This window comes from Streptomyces sp. CB02923 (assembly GCF_001905005.1).
GTDB lineage: Bacteria > Actinomycetota > Actinomycetes > Streptomycetales > Streptomycetaceae > Streptomyces.
Window position 1 is genome coordinate 326,119 of sequence record NZ_LWKZ01000027.1, and the last position, 19,448, is coordinate 345,566.

Here is a 19,448-nt window from a genome sequence, read left to right on the forward strand (position 1 = left end):
GGCGCCCGTCCGCCCGCTCACCAGCCGCGGTTCGCGTAACGCTCCGCCTCGGGCAGCGTGTCGCAGTTGATGCCGACCATGGCCTCGCCCAGGTTGCGCGAGACGTCCGCGACGACCTTCGGGTCGTCGTAGAACGTGGTCGCCTTGACGATGGCAGCGGCGCGCTTGGCCGGGTCACCGGACTTGAAGATCCCGGACCCCACGAAGACACCCTCGGCACCGAGCTGACGCATCAGCGCGGCATCGGCCGGCGTGGCCACACCACCGGCGGAGAACAGCACGACCGGCAGCTTGCCCAGCTCGGCGACCTCCTTGACCAGCTCGTACGGAGCCCGCAGCTCCTTGGCCGCCGCGAACAGCTCGTTGTTGTCACAGCCCCGCAGCTTGGCGATCTCACCCTTGATCTGGCGCAGGTGGCGCACCGCCTCGACGACGTTGCCGGTACCGGCCTCGCCCTTCGAGCGGATCATGGCCGCGCCCTCGGCGATCCGCCGCAGCGCCTCGCCCAGGTTGGTGGCGCCGCACACGAACGGGGTGGTGAACGCCCACTTGTCGGAGTGGTTGACCTCGTCGGCCGGGGTGAGGACCTCGGACTCGTCGATGTAGTCCACGCCGAGGGACTGCAGCACCTGCGCCTCGACGAAGTGGCCGATCCGGGACTTGGCCATGACCGGGATGGAGACCGCTTCGATGATGCCGTCGATCATGTCCGGGTCGGACATACGGGCCACGCCGCCGTCCTTACGGATGTCCGCGGGGACCCGCTCCAGGGCCATCACCGCGACGGCACCGGCGTCCTCCGCGATCTTCGCCTCCTCTGGCGTGACGACATCCATGATCACGCCGCCCTTGAGCTGCTCGGCCATGCCGCGCTTGACGCGGGCGGTTCCGGTCTCGGGGTTCCCGGCGGGAGCGGTGGCAGACGTGGCGTTGGGCGTGCTGGACACGGTATGACCTCACTAAGGGCGGGCGGCTGTACTCCGCCGCCCACACAACCGTTTGCCCCGGCCCCCTGAAAAGGGCCAATCGCAAGGCAGTGGCTCGTCAGCAGCGCCGACCGGACCACGGTTCCGCCGGAACGCTCTCAACGGCCGGAGCCGCGGTCGTCGAGGACCGCCGGGGGCTCGTCATCCATCTCGAAGGCCATCGGGAACGGCGCATGCCCCGCGAGACGGAACCAGCGCACCACGCGGTGGCGGCGTACGGCACGGGCCGCCCGCACGGAGTCGTTGTGGAACCGCCGCGCCATCGGCACCCGGCGCACCGCCGCCGTCAGCTCGGCGACCGTCTGCTCGCCACCGGGCGCCTCCCGCAGCGCTTCGAGCTGCCCCTCATCGTCGAAAACCGCGCGCAGCGCCTGGCTCAGCCCGCTCTCGGCGACCTCCCGCTGCTCCTCGGCCGCCTGCCGTGCCTCGTGCGCCACCTCGTAGAGCACGATCGACGCGGCCGGGTCGAGCACACCGGACGTCCCCAGCTCCTGAGCCACCGAAGCCCGCCGCAGAAGCTGCGCGTCCAGCGCAGCGCGGGCCGCGTCGATACGGGCATGCAGACGGTCCAGGCGCCCCGCGGTCCAGCTCAGATAGACGCCGATGACGACGAGGGCAGCCGCGATCCAGATCAAAGTGGTCACGCCGGGTCACAGTACCGGGAGGCCGTACCGGCCGGTCTTGTACGCCCGGTGGGGGTGCGGGTTGTGCGCGTGGGGTCCGGTGGGTGGTGGGCTCGGGCCCACGCAGGGGTCACTCCTCGACACCGTGTACGTCACCGGCGAAAACATAGTGAACCCAGATACCCGGCTGCTCTGCGGGGAGACCCCTGCGTGGACCCGAGCCCGGCCGGATCGCGGCTCTCCCGCCATCGTGGCTGCAATACCCCTGCGCGCAGCGCAGGGCCGCGTCCACCGCGCGCAGCGCGGTGGCTGGGTCAGGCACGTCGTGGGTGCGCACCTGCCGCTGGGTGACGCCATAGCCGTCCACGCCCCGCCCCCGTGAGCCTCATCGCTAGGTGGGCACCGGTCAGGGTGGCGTGGGTGCACATCTGCCGCCGGGTGACGCTATGGCCGCCCCCCCCGCCTCCGTCCCGTGAGCCTCACCATGTGGTGGGCGGACACAGCGGTGATCGAAGAATTCCCCCCCCAGCTGGCCGCAGTCGCCAAACGACCTGAGGGGGTGCGTAGGGGGCCATCCCCGCAGAGCAGCCGGGTATCTGGGTTCACCATGACACTCCCCGTTGCCGTACACGGTGTCGAGGAGTTGGCCCCCTGCGCGCCCCCGCCCCACAGCGAAAGCCATACGGCCCCGCGCGCCAGCGAACCCCCTCGCGCGAAGCGCAAAGCGCCCACCCCGCACAAGGTGAACCACAAACCGAAAACCGCGCGCGCAGCGCGCAGCGCAGCGCGCACTAGTCCCGCGCCAACCCCCACCGCGCCCGCAACCCCGTCCGCTCATCCGTAGCCACCATCGCCGCCCCCGCGGTAACCGTCTCGTACACGGCGAGAATGTCGGCCCCGACCGTCGACCAGTCGAACCGACGCACATGCCGGCTGCCCCGCTCCCGCAGCTCGGCGAGTCTCGCGGGGTCGCCGAGAAGCCGTACAGCCGCAGCGGCGAGCGCATCCGCGTCCTCGTTGACGAAGAGTTCGCCGGCCCCGCCCTGGTCCAGTACCTGCGCAAACGCGTCGAGGTCGCTCGCGAGCACCGGCGCGCCGGCCGACATCGCCTCGACGAGGATGATGCCGAACGACTCGCCGCCGGTGTTGGGCGCGACGTACAGGTCCACGCTGCGCAGCAGCCGCGCTTTGTCCTCGTCGCTGACCATGCCGAGGAACTGCACCCGCGAGCGCAGGTCGGCGGGGAGCTCTGCGACGGCTTCGTCCTCGTCGCCGCGGCCGGCGACGAGCAGCCGGGCGTCGGGGACCGCGGCGAGGATCTTCGGGAGTGCCCGCATCAGGACGGGCAGGCCCTTGCGGGGCTCGTCGATGCGGCCTATGAAGCCGATGGTCCGGCCCTGCCATTCCTCCTTGGGCCGGGCTTCGGCGAAGAAGTCGACGTCGACGCCGTTGGGGATGACGACGGCGTCCCCGCCGAGGTGTTCGACCAGGGTGCGCCGGGCGTATTCGCTGACCGCGATCCGCGCGCTGATCTTCTCCAGTGCGGGCTGCAGGATCGGATACGCCGCGAGCATGACGCGGGAGCGTGGGTTGGAGGTGTGGAAGGTCGCCACGATCGGGCCTTGTGCCGCCCAGCAGGCGAGGAGTCCGACCGACGGTGTGCCGGGTTCGTGGATGTGGATGACGTCGAAGGCGCCGTCGTGCAGCCAGCGGCGGACGCGGGCCGCCGAGAGGAAGCCGAAGTTGAGCCGGGCAACCGAACCGTTGTAGGGCACGGGGACGGCACGTCCGGCGGAGACGACGTACGGCGGCAGTGGTGTCTCGTCGTCCGCCGGGGCGAGTACGGACACCTCGTGGCCGAGCCGGATCAGGTGCTCGGCCAGGTCCCGGATGTGGAACTGGACGCCGCCCGGGACGTCCCAGGAGTAAGGGCAGACGATCCCGATCCTCAAGACTGCTCCGTCCGCGGGGCACCGGCCCGCGCCCCACCGGCGTGCGGCGCCTCCGTACTAGCGGCATCCGTACCAGCTGCATCCGTACCGGCGGCCTCCGTACCGGCCGCCGCACCCCCGTCGGCGGACGCGCGCGGTTCCAGGTCACCGAGCCACAGACGTTGCAGCATGTGCCAGTCCTCCGGGTGGTCGGCGATGCCGGAGGCGAAGGCGTCGGCCATCTCCTGCGTCATCGTGGCGGCCTTCTCGGCGCGGGTGCCGGTCTGCGGCACCTCGATCTCCGGGTGCACCCGCCCGCGCATGACGGGGCTCTCGTCGTACCACAGGGTGACCGGCAGGAGCATCGCCCCGGTCTGTACCGCGAGCATCGCCGGTCCGGCCGGCATCTTGGCCGCCTCGCCGAAGAATTTCACCTCGATGCCGGAGGCGGACAGGTCCCGGTCGGCGACGAGGCAGACCAGGCCGCCGGCCCGCAGCCGCCGGGCGAGGGTGCCGAACGCGGCGCCCCCGGTGTGCGGCAGCACCTCCATGCCCAGGCCTTCGCGGTAGGCGACGAACCGGTCGTAGAGCGATTCGGGCTTGAGGCGTTCGGCGACGGTGGTGAACGGCACGCCCAGCTTGGTGGTGACCCAGGCGCCCGCGAGGTCGTAGTTGCCCATGTGCGGCAGGGCGAGGATGACCCCGCGGCCGCTCTTCAGGCCCTCTTCCAGGTGGTGCACGTCGGCCGGCGCGAAGCCGCCCTTCATCCGTTCCTTGCTCCAGGCGGGGAGCCGGAAGGACTCCATCCAGTAGCGCAGGTAGGACCGCATCCCGGCCCGGGACAGCTGGGCGAGGCGCTGCGGCGTGGCGTCGGGCACGACGCGCGCGAGGTTGGCCTCCAGGCGCAGCACCCCCTTGCCGCGCCGTTTCCAGGCCGCGTCGGCGATCCGGCGGCCGAGGGCCTTGGCGGTCGGCTCGGGCAGTTTTCTGACCGCGCTCCAGCCCAGGGCGTACGCCCCGTCGGTCAGCTTCTCGCGGTCGATGGCTGGGCGCTTCACGCGCTGTTCCCCCCTTGTGCGATGGCGTCGGCCTCGGCCGACTCCCGGCGTACGGTGACCACGCGCTGGGCGAGGGTGACCACGCTGCCGGCGGCCACCACCCACAGCGCGACCGGCAGCAGGTACTGGACGCCGGGGACGCCGAAGGCGTGGAGTCCGGCGAGGCCGGCCGCGACCAGGGTGATGACGAGCCGCTCGGCCCGTTCCACCAGTCCGTTGACGTTCACCGGCAGTCCGATGCTCTCGCCGCGGGCCTTGGTGTACGAGACCACCTGTCCGCTGGCCAGGCAGAAGATCGCCACCGCGCAGAGCCACAGGCTGTCGCCGGCCCCCGCGTACCAGAGCGCCAGCCCGCCGAAGATCGCCGAGTCGGCGACCCGGTCGAGGGTGGAGTCGAGGAAGGCTCCCCAGCGGCTGGACCGGCCCAGCTGCCGTGCCATGTTGCCGTCCACCAGGTCCGAGAACACGAACAGGGTGATGACGATCGTGCCCCAGAAGAACTCGCCGAGCGGGAAGAAGACCAGGGCACCCGCCACCACACCCCCCGTGCCGACGAGGGTGACCGCGTCCGGGCTGACCCCGAGGCGGATGAGCAGGGCGGCGAATGGCGTGAGGACACGCGTGAAGAAAGCACGCGCGTACGTGTTCAGCATGGCCTTCCCGGAGGTCGATACGGGCCGCGCGGTCAATGGGGCCACCGGCTGGCCCATCGTAGCCAGGCGGCACCCGCGTACCGCGAACGCACCACGGCCCGGGGCACGACCCGTGACCGGCCAAGATGTCGGCGCAGCAGCCGCCACACCCGCGGCGGCCCGCGCCACGGGGCGTCCCACAAGATCCCTGATCGTCCCTTGTGCGATGTATGGACGTGCCATGACCAGGGTGGAAAGCTCGAACCACCGCAAAGTGTCGACCGGGAGGCGAGACACATGGGCGAGAAGACGAGGACACATCCGGGAGCCGCCGGCAGGGCGACATCGGCCGACCAGCCCACGTCCCTGAGGAATGTGGTGCTGGTCGGCCACAGTGGTGCGGGGAAGACGACGCTGGTGGAGGCGCTCGCGCTGGCGACCGGCGCGGTCAACCGGGCGGGCCGGGTCGAGGACGGCGGCTGCTTGTCGGACTACGACGAGATCGAGCACCGGCAGCAGCGGTCGGTGCAGCTGTCCCTGGTTCCCGTCGACTGGGGCGGCATCAAGATCAATGTTTTGGACACACCCGGGTACGCCGACTTCGTCGGGGAGCTGAGGGCCGGTCTGCGGGCAGCGGACGCGGCCCTCTTCGTCGTTTCGGCGGCGGACGGCGTGGACGGCGCGACCCGCATGGTCTGGGACGAGTGCGCCGCGGTCCGGATGCCGCGGGCGCTGGTCGTCACGCACCTGGAGGCGGCGCGCGCCGACTTCGGCCAGATGACGCGGCTGTGCGGCACCGCCCTGGGCGGCGACAACCCGGACGCCGTGCTCCCGCTGTACCTGCCGCTGTACGGCGAGGCGGGCGCCGACGGCCACGCGCCGGTGCACGGCCTGATCGGTCTGCTCACCCAGCGGGTCTTCGACTACTCGTCGGGGGAACGTGTCGAGCGCGCGCCGGAGCCCGGCGAACTGCCGCTGATCGAGGAGGCCCGCAACCGGCTCATCGAGGGCGTCATCGCCGAGAGCGAGGACGAGTCCCTCATGGACCGCTACCTCGCCGGCGAGGACATCGACGTGAAAACGCTGATCGGTGACCTGGAGACGGCGGTCGCACGCGGCACCTTCCACCCCGTGCTGGCCGCCGCGCCGGCCGCCGAGGGCGCCCGGCAGGGGCTGGGCACCGTCGAGATCCTGGACCTGATCGCCCGCGGCTTCCCCACCCCCGCCGAGCGTGAGGCGCCCGCGGTCACCACCCCCGACGGCAAGCCCCGCCCCGCGCTGACCTGCGATCCGGCGGGCCCGCTGGCGGCGGAGGTGGTCAAGACCTCGTCCGACCCGTATGTCGGCAGGCTGTCGCTGGTACGGGTCTTCTCCGGCACGCTGCGCCCGGACGAGACGGTGCATGTGTCCGGGCACGGCCTGCAGGACCGCGGCCACGAGGACCATGACGTGGACGAGCGGATCGGCGCGCTGTCCGCCCCCTTCGGCAAGGTCCAGCGCTCGCTCGGCAAGGCGATTGCCGGCGATCTGGCCTGTGTGGCGAAGCTGACCCGCGCGGAGACGGGCGACACCCTCTCCGACCGGGACGCGCCGCTCCTGATGGAGCCGTGGACCATGCCGGACCCGCTGCTGCCGGTCGCCATCCAGGCGCACAGCAAGGCGGACGAGGACAAGCTCTCCCAGGGCCTGTCGCGCCTGGTCGCCGAGGACCCGACGATGCGCCTGGAGCACAACCAGGGCACGCACCAGGTGGTGCTGTGGTGCCTGGGCGAGGCGCACGTCGACGTGGCCCTGGAGCGGCTGCGGTCGCGGTACGGCGTGCAGGTCGACACGGTGCCGTACAAGGTCTCGCTGCGGGAGACCTTCGGCGGCCGGGCGGCGGGCCGCGGGCGGCATGTGAAGCAGTCCGGCGGCCACGGCCAGTACGCGATCTGCGAGATCGAGGTGGCGCCGCTGCCCGGCGGCAGCGGCATCGAGTTCGTGGACAAGGTGGTGGGCGGCGCGGTGCCCCGGCAGTTCATCCCGTCCGTCGAGAAGGGCGTACGGGCGCAGGCGTCGCGCGGTGTCGCGGCCGGGTATCCGCTGGTCGACGTCCGGATCACGCTGCTGGACGGCAAGGCGCACTCGGTGGACTCCTCCGACGCCGCGTTCCAGACGGCGGGCGCCCTGGCGCTGCGGGAGGCCGCCGGTGACGCGCGTATCCATCTGCTGGAGCCGGTGGCCGAGGTGACGGTACTGGTTCCGGACGATTTCGTCGGCGCGGTGATGAGCGATCTGTCCGGGCGGCGCGGCCGCGTGGTGGGCACCGAGCAGGCCGGGCACGGGCGCACCCTCGTACGGGCCGAGGTGCCGGAGATCGAGATCAGCCGGTACGCGGTGGACCTGCGCTCCCTCTCGCACGGCACGGGGCGCTTCCACCGGTCCTACGCGCGGCACGAGCCGATGCCTCCGCAGCTGGCCGCGAAGCTGCGCGAGCAGGAGGAGAACGGCTCGTGATCCACGGTTCGTCGCCGGTCGTCCACCTCGGCATTCCCGGGGTGGACGACGGCGGTACGCTGTGATCGCAGCTCAGAAGGTGTGCGACCGACGGTAGTTGGGCAGAAGGCCGCAGCAGCGGATGCGTGCGGGTGATGGGGGCGGTAGTGGCAGCAGACGGCTTCGACTTCAGTCCCGGGGCTCAGGTCCCGCTGTCCGGCGGTGCCGGACAGACCGCGGCGACCCAGGCGTTGGCCTCGGCCGCGTACCGGGACAATCCGCTGGCCGACATCTCCAAGGCCGACTCCGCCACCGCGAAGTCGACGATCAAACCGCCCAAACTCTCCTTGTTCGAGCCGAATCTGGGCGAGGCGTTCTCCCGCGCGCTCCAGCTGCGGATGCTCGGCGGGGCCCGCGGCGCGCTCATCCAGTCCTTCGGCATCGAACCGCAGACGGTCGTCGAGCACTCCCTGGCCGCCCTCCGCATCCGCAAGATCCGCGATGTGAAACTGACCGTCCTGATGGTCGGCTTCGGGCTGCTGTTCCTGCCCGGCGTACTGCTGTGGCTGGGCGCCTTCCAGCTCAAGAAGCTGCTGTCGAAGGCGCAGGGCACCGGCACCTCGGCGCTCGGCGTCGCGCTGATGCTCGCGGTCGCCGCCATCGCGGTGCTCTTCCTGGTCAAGCTGCCGTTCACCGGGTTCTGGTCGGTGTACCTGCGGGCCATGGTCGTGGTGCCGGTGATCGGCTACTGGTGGGCGAAGCGGATCAGTGAGACCACCGCCAAGGACCTGCGGGACGCCTGGAAGGGCCTGCTCGAAGGCGGCGGCGTGGGCGCCAAGATCCCCGAGGCGGTCCCCCGGGACCCGAACGAGACCGCCGCCGAGCAGATGCGCCAGAGCCTGGCCAAGCTCACCGCCGAGCAGAACAGCAACGTCGCCTTCTACGCGGGCCCCAACGGCATACTCGGCATGGGCACCCGCTGGGGCAGCTGGCAGATGGCCGAGGAGCTGCGGCCCAAGGCGGAGGGCGGCGAGATCAACCCGTTCCGCAGCTACGACGTGATCCGCGTCATCCACGACCGGCTGCGCCTGCTGGAGCGCAGCCCGCTGCACACCGGCGGTTTCAAGCAGCCCCCTTCCGTACGCCACTGGGTCGTGGTGCCGGTCGGTGAGAAGGCCGGTTCCGTCTCCCGCCCCGAGGGCACCGAGGTGGAGGCCTTCCAGGTCCGGGGCCACGAGATAGAGCGGATCTGCAACGAGCAGCAGTTCGGCAGCGGCAGCCGGCACTACCTCGGCGTCCAGTTCGTGCTGTGGGACGGGCAGCTGGTGATAACCCTGCTGATCACGGTGACCGTGCTGCACGAGACGCTGCGGGTGGAGGTCACCGGCCACGCCCTGGGCCCGGTGAACCCGCTGTTCACCTCCAAGCCCTCGCCGAAGAGCAAGAGCGTCTCCAAGACGGTCAAGTTCTGGGAGACCAAGTCGGTGAGCCTGCCGCTGGTCGACGCGAGCGAGGTGGTGCGGCTCGCCGCCCGCGCCCCGCTGACGTGGTTCCCCGGCTTCCTGGAGTTCCTCGGCGGGAAGCTGACCCTGCCGGAGCCGTTCGGGCTGCGGCACGCCTGGGCGGACAAGCCGTGGCGGCACCGCTTCATGGCCGACGACGCGCTGCGCGCGGCGACCCCGGTGCTGCGTGTGGTGCACTCCGCCGCCCTGAGCGTGCTCAAGGAGAACGGGGTGGACATCTCGCGCTTCGACAGCCGTTCGCTGGTGCTCAGCGGCCAGGTGCAGGCCGCCGAGCCGCGCAAGGCCGACGAGTACAACGCGTAGCCGCCGGCCGGCGCCCGCCCGTACGCGGGCGGGCGGGCGGGCGGGCGGGCTACCGGAAGATCCCCGTGTGCCCGAGCGAGTACCGCCCCGGCTGCGGGTAGACCGCCAGGCCGTGCGGGCCCTCGCCCACCGGGATCTTGGCGAGGGTCTTGCCGGTATGGGTGTCCATCGCGTAGACCTCGGAGTTGTAGCGGCCGGAGAGCCACAGCACGTTGCCGTCGGCGGAGACGCCGCCCATGTCCGGGCTGCCGCCGCCGGGGATATGCCATTTGTCCACCAGCTTGCCGCTCTTGAAGTCGAGCAGGGACACGGAGCCCTCGCCCCGGTTGGAGATGTACATCTTCCGGGAGTCGCGGCTGACGTAGAGGCCGTGGGTGCCCTTGCCGGTCGGCATCAGGCGGGGTTTTCCGAACGTGTCGCCGTCCAGCACCCACATGCCGTCGGCCATCATGTCCGCGACGTACCAGGTCTTCCCGTCCGGTGACATCTTCACGTCCTGCGGCATGGCGCCCCGGAACGGCAGCTTCTGCTGTCCGATGACTTTCATCCGCTCGGTGTCGACCTTCAGCAGTTCGCCCGAGAACTCGCAGGAGACGATGAAGTACCTGCCGTCCGCCGAGAAGTCGGCGTGGTTGACGCCCGCGCAGCTGACCGGGACGGTCTTGCGGACGGTCATCGTCTTCGGGTCGCGGAAGACCAGCTCCTTGTCCATGGAGGCCATCACGACCGCGTACCTGCCGTTCGGCGTGAAGTAGAGGTTGTACGGGTCGTGCACGTCCACCGACCCGCCGGACCTGCCGGTGGCGGGGTCGATCGGCGTCAGGTCGTGCCCGCGGTTGTTGTTCACCCACAGCGTCTTCATGTCCCACGACGGGACGACGTGCTGCGGCTGCACCCCGACCGGGATGGTCTCGATGACCTTGTACGTCCTGGGGTCGATGACGCTCACCGTGTCCGAGCCGGTGTTGGGCACGTACACGCGGGAGGGGAAGTCCTTGACCTGCGGCGCGAGCTTGCCGGGGCGGTCCGCCGCGTACACGTCGTGCTCGTCCAGCAGCGGCGGCATCCCCGGCAGCAGCGACTTGGCGGCCTTCGCGGGCCCCGGCGCCGAGGCCCCGGGGCTGCTGTCGGCGGCCTTCATCTCGCTGCCGCCGCCGCACCCCGCCGCCACCAGTGCGCAGGCGACGGCCAGCAGCGCGGCCCGCCGGCCTGCCCGAGCACGTTTCTGATCTTGGATTGGGGTCCGGTCAGCCATCAGGTCACAAGCTCCGTTGTCGTCACCGCGCGCAGTCCGCGCCGGTGCAGGCCGTCGAGGATCGGGGGCAGCGCGGCAACCGTGCCGGGGTGCCCGAGGTGGAGGCTCACGATGGATCCCGGGCGGGCCCGGTCCAGCACGGTGCGCTGGACGGCGGGGGCGCCGGGGTCGTCCGCGTCGAGGGAGTCGACGTCGTAGGAGAGGACGTGCGGATAGCCGGCCCTGCGGGCCAGCCGGGTCACCAGTGTGGTGGCGTACTGCGTACGGGAGGGGCGGAACCAGCTGCCGATCGTGCCGGTCAGCTTCCGCAGCCGCTCGGCGCAGCCGCTGATCTCGGCGTACGCCGCGTCCTCGGCCAGGGCGCAGATGTCGAGGTGGCGCTGGGTGTGATTGCCCAGTTCGTGGCCGCCGTCGAGGATGCGGCGGGCCATCAGCGGCTGCTCGTCGAGCCAGCTGCCGACGGCGAGTACGGTCACCCGGGCGCCGGCCCGCTCGGCCTCGCCGAGCAGCGCGGTGGCCGTCCTGGCGTCGCCCTGGCCGTGGAAGGTGAGGGCGACGGAGTTGCCGCGCGGGGGCCCGTGCTGGATCTGTACGGGCAGGCCGGGCGCGCGGGTCGGCGGGCGGGCGGCTCGGGCGGCGTCCGGGACGGCCGGTCCCGAGGGGCGCGCCCCCGGTCCGGGCGGTCCCGTGCCGCCCGGCGGCGGGGAGCCGGAGGCCCGTACGGAGGCGGTGTCCGTACGGGCCGTCGCGCAGCCCGCCGCGAGCGCACCGGCGGCCGCGGCCGAGGCGGCACGCAGCACGGAGCGACGATGCAGGGAAGTCACCTCACCATTAGAGGGCAAGGTGTCCGTTTTTTCGCTTTATCCGATTTACCGCAGCGCGTGTCCCGGCCCGCGCTGCGGCGTCCGGGCTACTGCGGCCAGGCGTCGGCCAGCATCTTGCGGGTGTCGGCGAGCAGCTGCGGAAGCACCTTCGTCTGGCCCACCACGGGCATGAAGTTGGTGTCGCCGCCCCAGCGCGGCACGACGTGCTGGTGCAGGTGGGCGGCGATTCCGGCGCCGGCCACGGCACCCTGGTTGAGGCCGATGTTGAAGCCGTGCGCTCCAGAGGCGGCCCGCAGCGCGGTCATCGCCCGCTTGGTGAACTCGGCCAGCTCCAGGGTCTCGGCCCGGTCCAGCTCGGTGTAGTCGGCCACATGGCGGTACGGCACCGACATCAGGTGGCCGCCGTTGTACGGGTAGAGGTTGAGCACCGCGTACACGTGCTCGCCGCGGGCGATCACCAGCCCGTCCTCGTCCGACTTGGCCGGAATCGTGCAGAAGGGGCAGCCGTCCTCGGCGCCCGGCCCGGACGGTTTGTTCTCCCCCTGGATGTAGGCCATCCGGTGGGGCGTCCACAGGCGCTGGAAGGCGTCCTGTGTCCCGACTCCGATCTGCTGCTCCGGCTCACTCGTCATGCGGGCCAGCATATTCCCCGGCCCGCGCGCGAATGCGGCGAGGGGCGGTCCCGGATGCCCGGGGCCGCCCCTCGTTCACCCCCGCGTGTGCGGGGTCCGTCTCACACCTGGATACGGCGCTCCACCGCGTCCACGATCTCGGCGACGGCCTGCGCCTTCGGGATGCCGTTCTTCTGCGACCCGTCCCGGTAGCGGAAGGACACCGCGCCGTTGGCCACGTCCTCGTCACCGGCGATGACCATGAACGGGACCTTGCTGCGCTGCGCGTTCCTGATCTTCTTCTGCATCCGGTCCGAGGACGCGTCCACGTCGATCCGCAGCCCCTGCTTCCTCGCCTCGGCGGCGAACTCCTGCAGGTACGGGACGTGGTCGTCGCCGATCGGGATGCCGGTGGCCTGCACGGGGGCCAGCCACACCGGGAAGGCGCCCGCGTAGTGCTCCAGCAGCACCGCGAAGAACCGCTCGATGGAGCCGAAGAGGGCTCGGTGGATCATGACCGGCTGCTGCTTGGAGCCGTCGGCCGCGGTGTACTCCAGGCCGAAGCGCTTGGGCTGCTGGAAGTCGACCTGGATGGTCGACATCTGCCAGGACCGGCCGATCGCGTCCCGCGCCTGCACGGAGATCTTCGGGCCGTAGTACGCGGCACCGCCCGGGTCCGGGACCAGCGGCAGGCCCTGCTTCTCGGCCGCCTGCTGCAGCGCCTCGGTGGCCTCCTCCCACTCCGCGTCCTCGCCGATGAACTTGTCGGACTCGGGATCGCGGGTGGACAGCTCCAGCTCGAAGTTGTCCAGGCCGTAGTCGCGCAGCAGCTCCAGCACGAAGGTCAGCAGCGAGTCCAGCTCGTCCGCCATCTGCTCCTTGGTGCAGTAGATGTGCGAGTCGTCCTGGGTGAAGCCGCGGGCCCGGGTCAGGCCGTGCACCACGCCGGACTTCTCGTAGCGGTAGACCGTGCCGAACTCGAACATCCGCAGCGGAAGCTCACGGTACGACCGGCCGCGCGCCTTGAAGATCAGGTTGTGCATGGGGCAGTTCATCGCCTTGAGGCGGTAGTTCTGCCCGTCGAACTCCAGCGGCGGGAACATTCCCTCGGCGTAGTTCGGCAGGTGCCCCGAGGTCTCGAAGAGCGCTTCCTTCGAAATGTGCGGGGTGTTGACGAACTCGTAGCCCGCGTCCTCGTGACGGCGGCGGGAGTAGGTCTCCATCTCCCGGCGGATGATGCCGCCCTTCGGGTGGAAGACCGCGAGGCCCGAACCCAGCTCCTCGGGGATCGAGAACAGGTCCAGCTCCGCGCCCAGCTTGCGGTGGTCGCGCTTCTCGGCCTCGGCGAGGAACTCCAGGTGCGCCTTCAGCTCGTCCTTGGTCGGCCAGGCGGTGCCGTAGATGCGCTGGAGCTGCTTGTTCTTCTCGCTGCCGCGCCAGTACGCGGCGGCCGAGCGCATCAGCTTGAAGGCCGGGATGACCCGGGTGCTGGGCAGGTGCGGGCCGCGGCACAGGTCCTTCCAGCACAGGTCGCCGCTCTTGGCGTCGAGGTTGTCGTAGATGGTCAGCTCACCGGCGCCGACCTCGGCGGACGCGCCCTCGGCGGCCTCGGCGGCGGAGCCCTTGAGGCCGATCAGCTCCAGCTTGTACGGCTCGTCGGCCAGCTCCGCACGGGCGTCGTCGTCGCTCACCGCGCGCCGGGCGAACTTCTGCCCGCGCTTCTGGATCTCCTGCATCTTCTTCTCGACGCGCTTGAGGTCCTCGGGGGTGAACGGGGTCTCGACGTCGAAGTCGTAGTAGAAGCCGTCCTTGATGGGCGGGCCGATGCCCAGCTTCGCCGCCGGGAACAGCTCCTGCACGGCCTGCGCCATCACGTGCGCGGTGGAGTGGCGCAGGATGTTCAGGCCGTCCTCGCTGGTGATGTCGACGGGCTCGACCTCGTCGCCCTCGGCGACCTCGTACGCCAGGTCCTTGAGCTGCCCGGCGACGCGGGCGGCGACGACCGAGCGCTCGCCCTGGAAGAGGTCGGCGGCCGTAGTGCCCGTGATCACCACGCGTTCTTCCCGCTCGGAATCGCGTTGGACGGTCACACGGACGTCTGACACCGGTCTCTCCTGACTCATGTCTCCTGCGCGTCAGCGTTTGCTGCGCAGGCGAATCGTACCGAGCCACCGGTCTTCCTCGCGAAACGGTTATGGCGAGCGCTGCCCCGGGCCCCCTCCTCCTCTCCTGCGCAAGCGCCGGGCGCACGGCCGGGGACCCGCCCGGCCGTGCGCCCGGCCGCCCCTCACTCGCCCGGCAGCGGCCCGCCGCACGCCTCCTCGAAGAAGTCCAGGTTCTCCTGGAGCGACTTCAGCAGCCGGTCCCGTTCCGCCTCGTCCACCTGGACGGGGGTGACGTCGGACGCGCCGGTGATCCGGCGGAATCCGCCCCGGCTCTCCAGCCGCCCGCTGACCCGGATCGGCAGGCCGACCAGATGGGCGTGCCCGGCGATGCGGTAGTCCTCCTCGTCGAGCGCGACCCGTACCTGGATGACGTCGGCCCCGGACAGCACCCGCAGCCGCACCACGCCGGGGCCGCCGGGCCGCTCGCGGCGCAGCCGTACCACCGCGCCGGTCACCCGTACGGGCAGCGACGGCTCGTCGCGGACGTAGCGCTGGGCGGCCTGCTGGAGCGCGGGCAGGTCGCCGGGCGAGAACTCGACCGGCTCGGGCCGGGCCGCGAACCCGGGCGGCGGGCCCGCCCCCGGCGACCACTCCACCGAGATCCGCACGCCCTCCGCGTCCCGCACCAGTGAGATCAGCGCCTCCGCCAGTTCGTGGCACACCCCCAGCTCCACGGCGGCGTCGAACGCCTCCATGCCGCCGGTCGCCCGCTGGTAGTCCGTGGCGTCGCGGATCGCGTGCAGGGCGCGCTGCAGCCCGGCGACGGCCGCGCGGCCCGCCGCCACCGGCACGTACGCGGTCAGCCGCCGCCCGGCCGGCGCGGGACCGACCAGCACGTCCGCCATGAAGGTCTCGGCGTTGCGCTTGTGCCGGGCGCCGTAGAAGCCCGCCCGCCCGTACGTGCCGAGCACGCCGGCCATCAGCGTCGAGCGTGCCGCCGTACGCAGCTGTTCCTGCGCGACCCACGGGGTGGCGCCGATGCCGTCCTCCGGGATCTCGCGCTCCCAGCGCACCTCGTCGCTGGGCACCGCGAGCGCCGCCAGGACCTCGCGGGCGGACGGCGCGGCACTGTGCGCGAGGGCGGCCAGCGCCTCCGCGATCAGGTCGGTGCTGTCCGGGAACGTCCGGGTCTGCGGTACCAGCAGGCTGGTGCCCCCGGCGGCACCGCCGGGCGGCGTCCAGCGGGCGTAGTGGCCGGCGGCGCCTCCCCGCCGCCGCCAGCCGTGCCGCGCCAGCAGGGCGCCGAGCACCGCCGGATCCAGCTGTGCCGGGTCCGGAAGCCGGAACGCGTACTCGTCGGTCGGCCGGTGCATCAGGGTCTCCCTCCCGCCCCGACCCGCGTCATGATCTCGCAGAGCGCGCGGTCGTCGAAGATCCGCGTGGTCGGGATCCGCACGTTGGTCCTGCGCCGGCCGGTCACCTCATGGCCGGCCAGGTTGATCCAGTAGCAGCTGTGCCGCAGTTCGAGACGGTCGTGGTCCGCCCGCAGCCAGTCGTCCTGGGTCCGCGGCACCAGCATCACGACCAGGATCTTGTGCACCGCCACGGGTGTACGCGCGAGCTTCACCAGATGGGCGTTGTCCAGGGTGAAGGCGAAGCTCGCGCCGGCCGGCCGGGGGCCGACCTGGTACGTGCACTTCAACTGGACCTTGATGGTCACTTCGTCGTCGACGGTATGTCCGGGCGCGCCGTGGCTGACGTGCCAGTCGATGCCGTTGTCCGGGAAGGGCTGGGCCAGCGAGCAGCCCGACGCGGCGGCCACCGCGTGAAGATAGCCCACCTGGAGCGTCTCCATACAGGCCGTGGTGGCGAGCGCGCCGCGCAGCGAAGCCGAGCGCGCGGGCACCAGTCCCCCCGGTTCGGGCTGCGCGAGCGTCATCGCTCAAGTGCCTTCCGGGCCGGGTCGTTCGAAGGGACCGTCCCCCGTGGCGACGGTCCGTTGTGATGTTCTTGTCCGCCCCAAGTGGTCAACAAACCAGGACGGTTCGACAACCGGAAGCCTCGGGTATCACCTGGTCGGGTGGCCGCTTCGGCTCACCCGCCGCACGAGCGCGAGGAGTTGTGAAGATGCCGTGCTGGTACGACGGTCCGCTGGCCTCCTTCGACACCGAGACGACCGGGATCGACGTGGAGCGAGATCGCATCGTGTCCGCCGCCCTGGTCGTCCAGGAAACCCCGCGCAGCGTCCCCCGCGTCACCCGGTGGCTGGTCAATCCGGGTGTGCCGATCCCCGAAGCCGCCACCGCCGTGCACGGTCTGACGGCCGGGCACCTGGCCCTGCACGGCCGCTGGCCGTCGCCCGTGATGGAGGAGATGGCCCGCGCGCTGACCGACCAGTCGCTCGCCGGCCGGCCGCTGATCGTGATGAACGCGCCGTTCGACCTGACGCTGCTGGACCGTGAGCTGCGGCGGCACCGCGCCGCCTCGCTCACGCACTACCTGGGCGCCCACCCGCTGTCCGTACTGGACCCGCGGGTGCTGGACAAGCACTTGGACCGCTACCGCAAGGGGCGCCGTACGCTCACGGACCTGTGCGCGGAGTACGGGGTCGAGCTGACCGGCGCCCACGAGGCCGCCGCGGACGCGCTCGCCGCGCTCCAGGTCGTACGGGCGCTGGGGCGGCGGCACGCGGAGCGGCTGGAGCCGCTGAGCCCGGCGCAGCTGCACACCCGGCAGGCGGTGTGGCACGCGGCACAGGCGCGCGGCCTGGAGGCGTGGTTCGCGCGCAACGGGACGGAGGAGGCGGTGGATCCGCACTGGCCGGTGCGTCCGGAACTCCCGGCCGCCGCCTGACCGGCGGGGACGTACGGCTGGACGCACGACAGGGCCGGGCGGGAACGGACGGCAGGACCCTTGCGGTGCCGGTGCGCCAATGCCGAGGGCCGGGCTGCCTGTTGGCAGCCCGGCCCTCGGTCCCGGTGGGCGATACTGGGTTCGAACCAGTGACCTCTTCGGTGTGAACGAAGCGCTCTCCCACTGAGCTAATCGCCCGGGTTTTTCCTGTTCCCGGGGTTTCCCCCGCGAACGACCTGAACAATACAGGCCGTCGCGCCTTTCCATCAAATTCCCCGCCCGCGCATTCCCGTTCCCGTTCCCGGCCGCGCCCGGAGGGCGGGCCCGTGGATCACCCGCGGGCCAGCCGGGAGGCCAGACCCCGGCGTCCGGCGCGCATCATCAGCGTGTGGTTGGCGAGGAAGAACGGCCGCCCCGGCAGCGCGAGCCGGCGCAGCGACGGCTTGCACAGCTCGACCTCCTGCTCGAAGAGGGCGCGTGTCCCGCCGTCGGCCGCGCCCACCGTCCAGCGCGCGTAGCCCTCCAGGTCGCCGCGCATCGCTATCTCCAGGACGCCGGAGTCCGGGTCGCGGCACGTCTCGGTCGCGGTGACGGTGAGCACGTACGGGAGCAGCGACCGGAAGTGCGCGGTGCCGCTGCGCCCGTCCACGCGGATCACCTCGCGCACCTGCGGCCACCACTGCGGATACGCCTCGGCGTCCTCCAGGACGGCGAAGACCGCCGGGGGCTGCGCGGGCAGCCGCCACACGCTGCGGAAGTGGTACCGGTGCAAGGCGTGCGGCCAGTCGGACATGGGGCCAGTCTGCCGCGCCGGCGGCGCCGGGACCGGGAAAACGACGAAGACCCGGAGGTCTGTGACCTCCGGGCCGTCATCCGGTGTGGGCGATACTGGGTTCGAACCAGTGACCTCTTCGGTGTGAACGAAGCGCTCTCCCGCTGAGCTAATCGCCCGGGCGCATCGCCAACATTACCGCACGTCGGAGGGGTCTCGTGACCATCCGCGGGGGCGGGCCGCCGGGCGCCCTTCACGCACCGGCGTGCCACGGCGGCACGAAGCCGAACTTCCACAGATAGACGGCCAGCAAGGCCACGATGATCACGGCGCCGACGCTCGTCAGGATGATGTTGCGGCGCCGCACCTTCGGGTCCAGGGCCTTCTGCGCGGCCTCGGTGACCTTGCGCTTGGTCCAGCGCAGCACCAGCTGCGCCCAGACGAACTCGGTCGCCCAGATCGCCATGCCCGCGAAGATCACCAGCCAGCCCGGTCCGGGCAGCGGCAGCATGATGACGCCGCCGACCACCACCGCGAGGCCGACGACGAAGATGCCGACCTGCCAGCTCAGGTGCAGGGGCCGGGAGCGCTTGATGAAATGCGGCGCCCGGGAACCGAGTCGCTCTTCCACTTCCGCAGTCTCTCCCGCGGCGCCCCGCTCCGCAGCCGGAGCCGCCGCCGCGTCGGCGACCCCGACTCCCCCGTCACTCTCCGTATTCATACGGCCCAACCTACCCGACGAAAGTCGGTCACCGGAATGGCCGCCGAGGAGGATTGGCAACTCCGCCGTAAGAGGTACCGGAAGTCACCCAAAACCCTCAGAGGGGTTTACAACGGCACCGTAGGTGGCATGTCGATTTCGCCGACGTGCGAATCCCCGAGCGCACACTGAGCGAAAGGCCCTGGCGCTTATGAACACCACGGTCAGCTGCGAGCTGCACCTGCGCCTCGTTGTGTCGAGCGAGTCGTCACTGCCTGTACCCGCGGGCCTGCGGTATGACACGGCCGATCCGTATGCCGTGCACGCGACCTTCCACACCGGAGCCGAGGAAACCGTCGAATGGGTTTTCGCCCGCGACCTCCTCGCCGAGGGCCTGCACCGGCCCACGGGCACCGGAGACGTCCGCGTATGGCCGTCCCGGAGCCACGGACAGGGCGTTGTCTGCATCGCCCTGAGCTCCCCGGAAGGCGAGGCCCTTCTGGAAGCCCCGGCGCGGGCCCTGGAGTCGTTCCTCAAGAGGACCGACGCGGCGGTTCCACCCGGTACGGAGCACCGGCACTTCGATCTCGACACGGAGCTCTCCCACATCCTCGCGGAGAACTGAAAGGCGGCGCAGCAGCCCATCGCAGCCATCCACCGCACCGAACCGCTCACACCTGCACCGTCCGACTCGGGGCGACGGGACAGGACCGACAAGTTCATACGGCACGAGCCGGCGCCGTCGCCGCGGACCCACCGCGGAGACGGCGCCGAGGCTTGTTGGACGCGCTAGAGTC

At 71.3% G+C, this 19,448-nt stretch carries 17 protein-coding genes and 2 tRNA genes; 4 read left to right on the plus strand and 15 right to left on the minus strand.

Going from position 1 to position 19,448, the window contains the following annotated elements; translation table 11 throughout:
* Positions 1 to 17: 17 nt before the first annotated feature.
* From pdxS to pgsA, 5 genes are all read right to left on the minus strand, one after another.
* Positions 18 to 947, minus strand: a complete 930-nt coding sequence (gene pdxS, locus A6A06_RS36315) for a pyridoxal 5'-phosphate synthase lyase subunit PdxS (RefSeq protein WP_030023508.1) — start codon at positions 945 to 947, stop codon at positions 18 to 20.
* Positions 948 to 1,084: 137 nt separating this feature from the next.
* Entirely contained in the window at positions 1,085 to 1,630 is a 546-nt protein-coding gene (locus A6A06_RS36320) for a hypothetical protein (RefSeq protein WP_073767758.1), read from the minus strand.
* Between the two features lie 770 nt (positions 1,631 to 2,400).
* Entirely contained in the window at positions 2,401 to 3,561 is a 1,161-nt protein-coding gene (locus tag A6A06_RS36325) for a glycosyltransferase family 4 protein (protein WP_073767760.1), read from the minus strand.
* Positions 3,558 to 4,598, minus strand: coding sequence for a phosphatidylinositol mannoside acyltransferase (locus A6A06_RS36330; protein WP_073767762.1), 1,041 nt, complete (start codon positions 4,596 to 4,598; stop codon positions 3,558 to 3,560). The genes A6A06_RS36325 and A6A06_RS36330 overlap by 4 nt, the downstream gene beginning before the upstream one ends.
* Positions 4,595 to 5,308, minus strand: a complete 714-nt coding sequence (pgsA, locus tag A6A06_RS36335; protein WP_443333821.1) for a phosphatidylinositol phosphate synthase — start codon at positions 5,306 to 5,308, stop codon at positions 4,595 to 4,597. Before pgsA ends, A6A06_RS36330 begins: the two co-directional genes overlap by 4 nt.
* A gap of 219 nt (positions 5,309 to 5,527) precedes the next feature.
* Between pgsA and A6A06_RS36340 the strand changes: the two genes are divergently transcribed.
* Positions 5,528 to 7,726 (plus strand): elongation factor G-like protein EF-G2, encoded by a 2,199-nt coding sequence (locus A6A06_RS36340; protein WP_073767766.1) that lies wholly within the window; start codon positions 5,528 to 5,530, stop codon positions 7,724 to 7,726.
* Between the two features lie 134 nt (positions 7,727 to 7,860).
* Positions 7,861 to 9,531 (plus strand): hypothetical protein, encoded by a 1,671-nt coding sequence (locus A6A06_RS36345; RefSeq protein WP_073767768.1) that lies wholly within the window; start codon positions 7,861 to 7,863, stop codon positions 9,529 to 9,531.
* A 49-nt stretch (positions 9,532 to 9,580) separates the two neighbouring features.
* Here the strand turns inward: A6A06_RS36345 and A6A06_RS36350 are convergent, their stop codons facing one another.
* The 6 genes from A6A06_RS36350 to A6A06_RS36375 form a co-directional block, all read right to left on the minus strand.
* Positions 9,581 to 10,786: a YncE family protein gene (locus A6A06_RS36350; protein ID WP_073767770.1), complete on the minus strand. Its 1,206-nt coding sequence runs from the start codon at positions 10,784 to 10,786 to the stop codon at positions 9,581 to 9,583.
* Positions 10,786 to 11,586, minus strand: a complete 801-nt coding sequence (locus A6A06_RS36355; RefSeq protein ID WP_079194601.1) for a polysaccharide deacetylase family protein — start codon at positions 11,584 to 11,586, stop codon at positions 10,786 to 10,788. The genes A6A06_RS36350 and A6A06_RS36355 overlap by 1 nt, the downstream gene beginning before the upstream one ends.
* 110 nt (positions 11,587 to 11,696) lie before the next feature.
* Positions 11,697 to 12,254, minus strand: a complete 558-nt coding sequence (locus tag A6A06_RS36360; RefSeq protein ID WP_030999463.1) for an HIT family protein — start codon at positions 12,252 to 12,254, stop codon at positions 11,697 to 11,699.
* 89 nt (positions 12,255 to 12,343) lie between these two features.
* A complete protein-coding gene (gene thrS / locus A6A06_RS36365) occupies positions 12,344 to 14,326 on the minus strand; it encodes a threonine--tRNA ligase (RefSeq protein WP_073767774.1) in 1,983 nt (660 codons plus the stop codon).
* A gap of 182 nt (positions 14,327 to 14,508) precedes the next feature.
* Positions 14,509 to 15,699 (minus strand): hypothetical protein, encoded by a 1,191-nt coding sequence (locus A6A06_RS36370; protein ID WP_073767776.1) that lies wholly within the window; start codon positions 15,697 to 15,699, stop codon positions 14,509 to 14,511.
* Positions 15,699 to 16,265 (minus strand): DUF4365 domain-containing protein, encoded by a 567-nt coding sequence (locus tag A6A06_RS36375; protein WP_073767778.1) that lies wholly within the window; start codon positions 16,263 to 16,265, stop codon positions 15,699 to 15,701. The genes A6A06_RS36370 and A6A06_RS36375 overlap by 1 nt, the downstream gene beginning before the upstream one ends.
* A 188-nt stretch (positions 16,266 to 16,453) precedes the next feature.
* Between A6A06_RS36375 and A6A06_RS36380 the strand changes: the two genes are divergently transcribed.
* A complete protein-coding gene (locus A6A06_RS36380; RefSeq protein WP_073768344.1) occupies positions 16,454 to 17,179 on the plus strand; it encodes an exonuclease domain-containing protein in 726 nt (241 codons plus the stop codon).
* Positions 17,180 to 17,305: 126 nt separating this feature from the next.
* On the opposite strand, the gene A6A06_RS36385 is transcribed toward A6A06_RS36380, so the two are convergent.
* The 4 genes from A6A06_RS36385 to A6A06_RS36400 form a co-directional block, all read right to left on the minus strand.
* Positions 17,306 to 17,377 (minus strand) — tRNA-Val (locus A6A06_RS36385).
* Between the two features lie 133 nt (positions 17,378 to 17,510).
* Complete coding sequence (locus A6A06_RS36390; RefSeq protein WP_073767780.1) at positions 17,511 to 17,972, minus strand: SRPBCC family protein; 462 nt, start codon at positions 17,970 to 17,972, stop codon at positions 17,511 to 17,513.
* Between the two features lie 86 nt (positions 17,973 to 18,058).
* Positions 18,059 to 18,130 (minus strand) — tRNA-Val (locus A6A06_RS36395).
* A gap of 74 nt (positions 18,131 to 18,204) precedes the next feature.
* Positions 18,205 to 18,672, minus strand: a complete 468-nt coding sequence (locus tag A6A06_RS36400; RefSeq protein ID WP_073767782.1) for a TIGR02611 family protein — start codon at positions 18,670 to 18,672, stop codon at positions 18,205 to 18,207.
* 190 nt (positions 18,673 to 18,862) lie between these two features.
* On the opposite strand from A6A06_RS36400, the gene A6A06_RS36405 reads away from it, so the two are divergent.
* The gene (locus tag A6A06_RS36405; protein ID WP_003987206.1) at positions 18,863 to 19,276 is read left to right on the plus strand and encodes an SsgA family sporulation/cell division regulator; all 414 of its coding nucleotides are present in this window, start codon (positions 18,863 to 18,865) and stop codon (positions 19,274 to 19,276) included.
* The last annotated feature ends 172 nt before the right edge of the window (positions 19,277 to 19,448 follow it).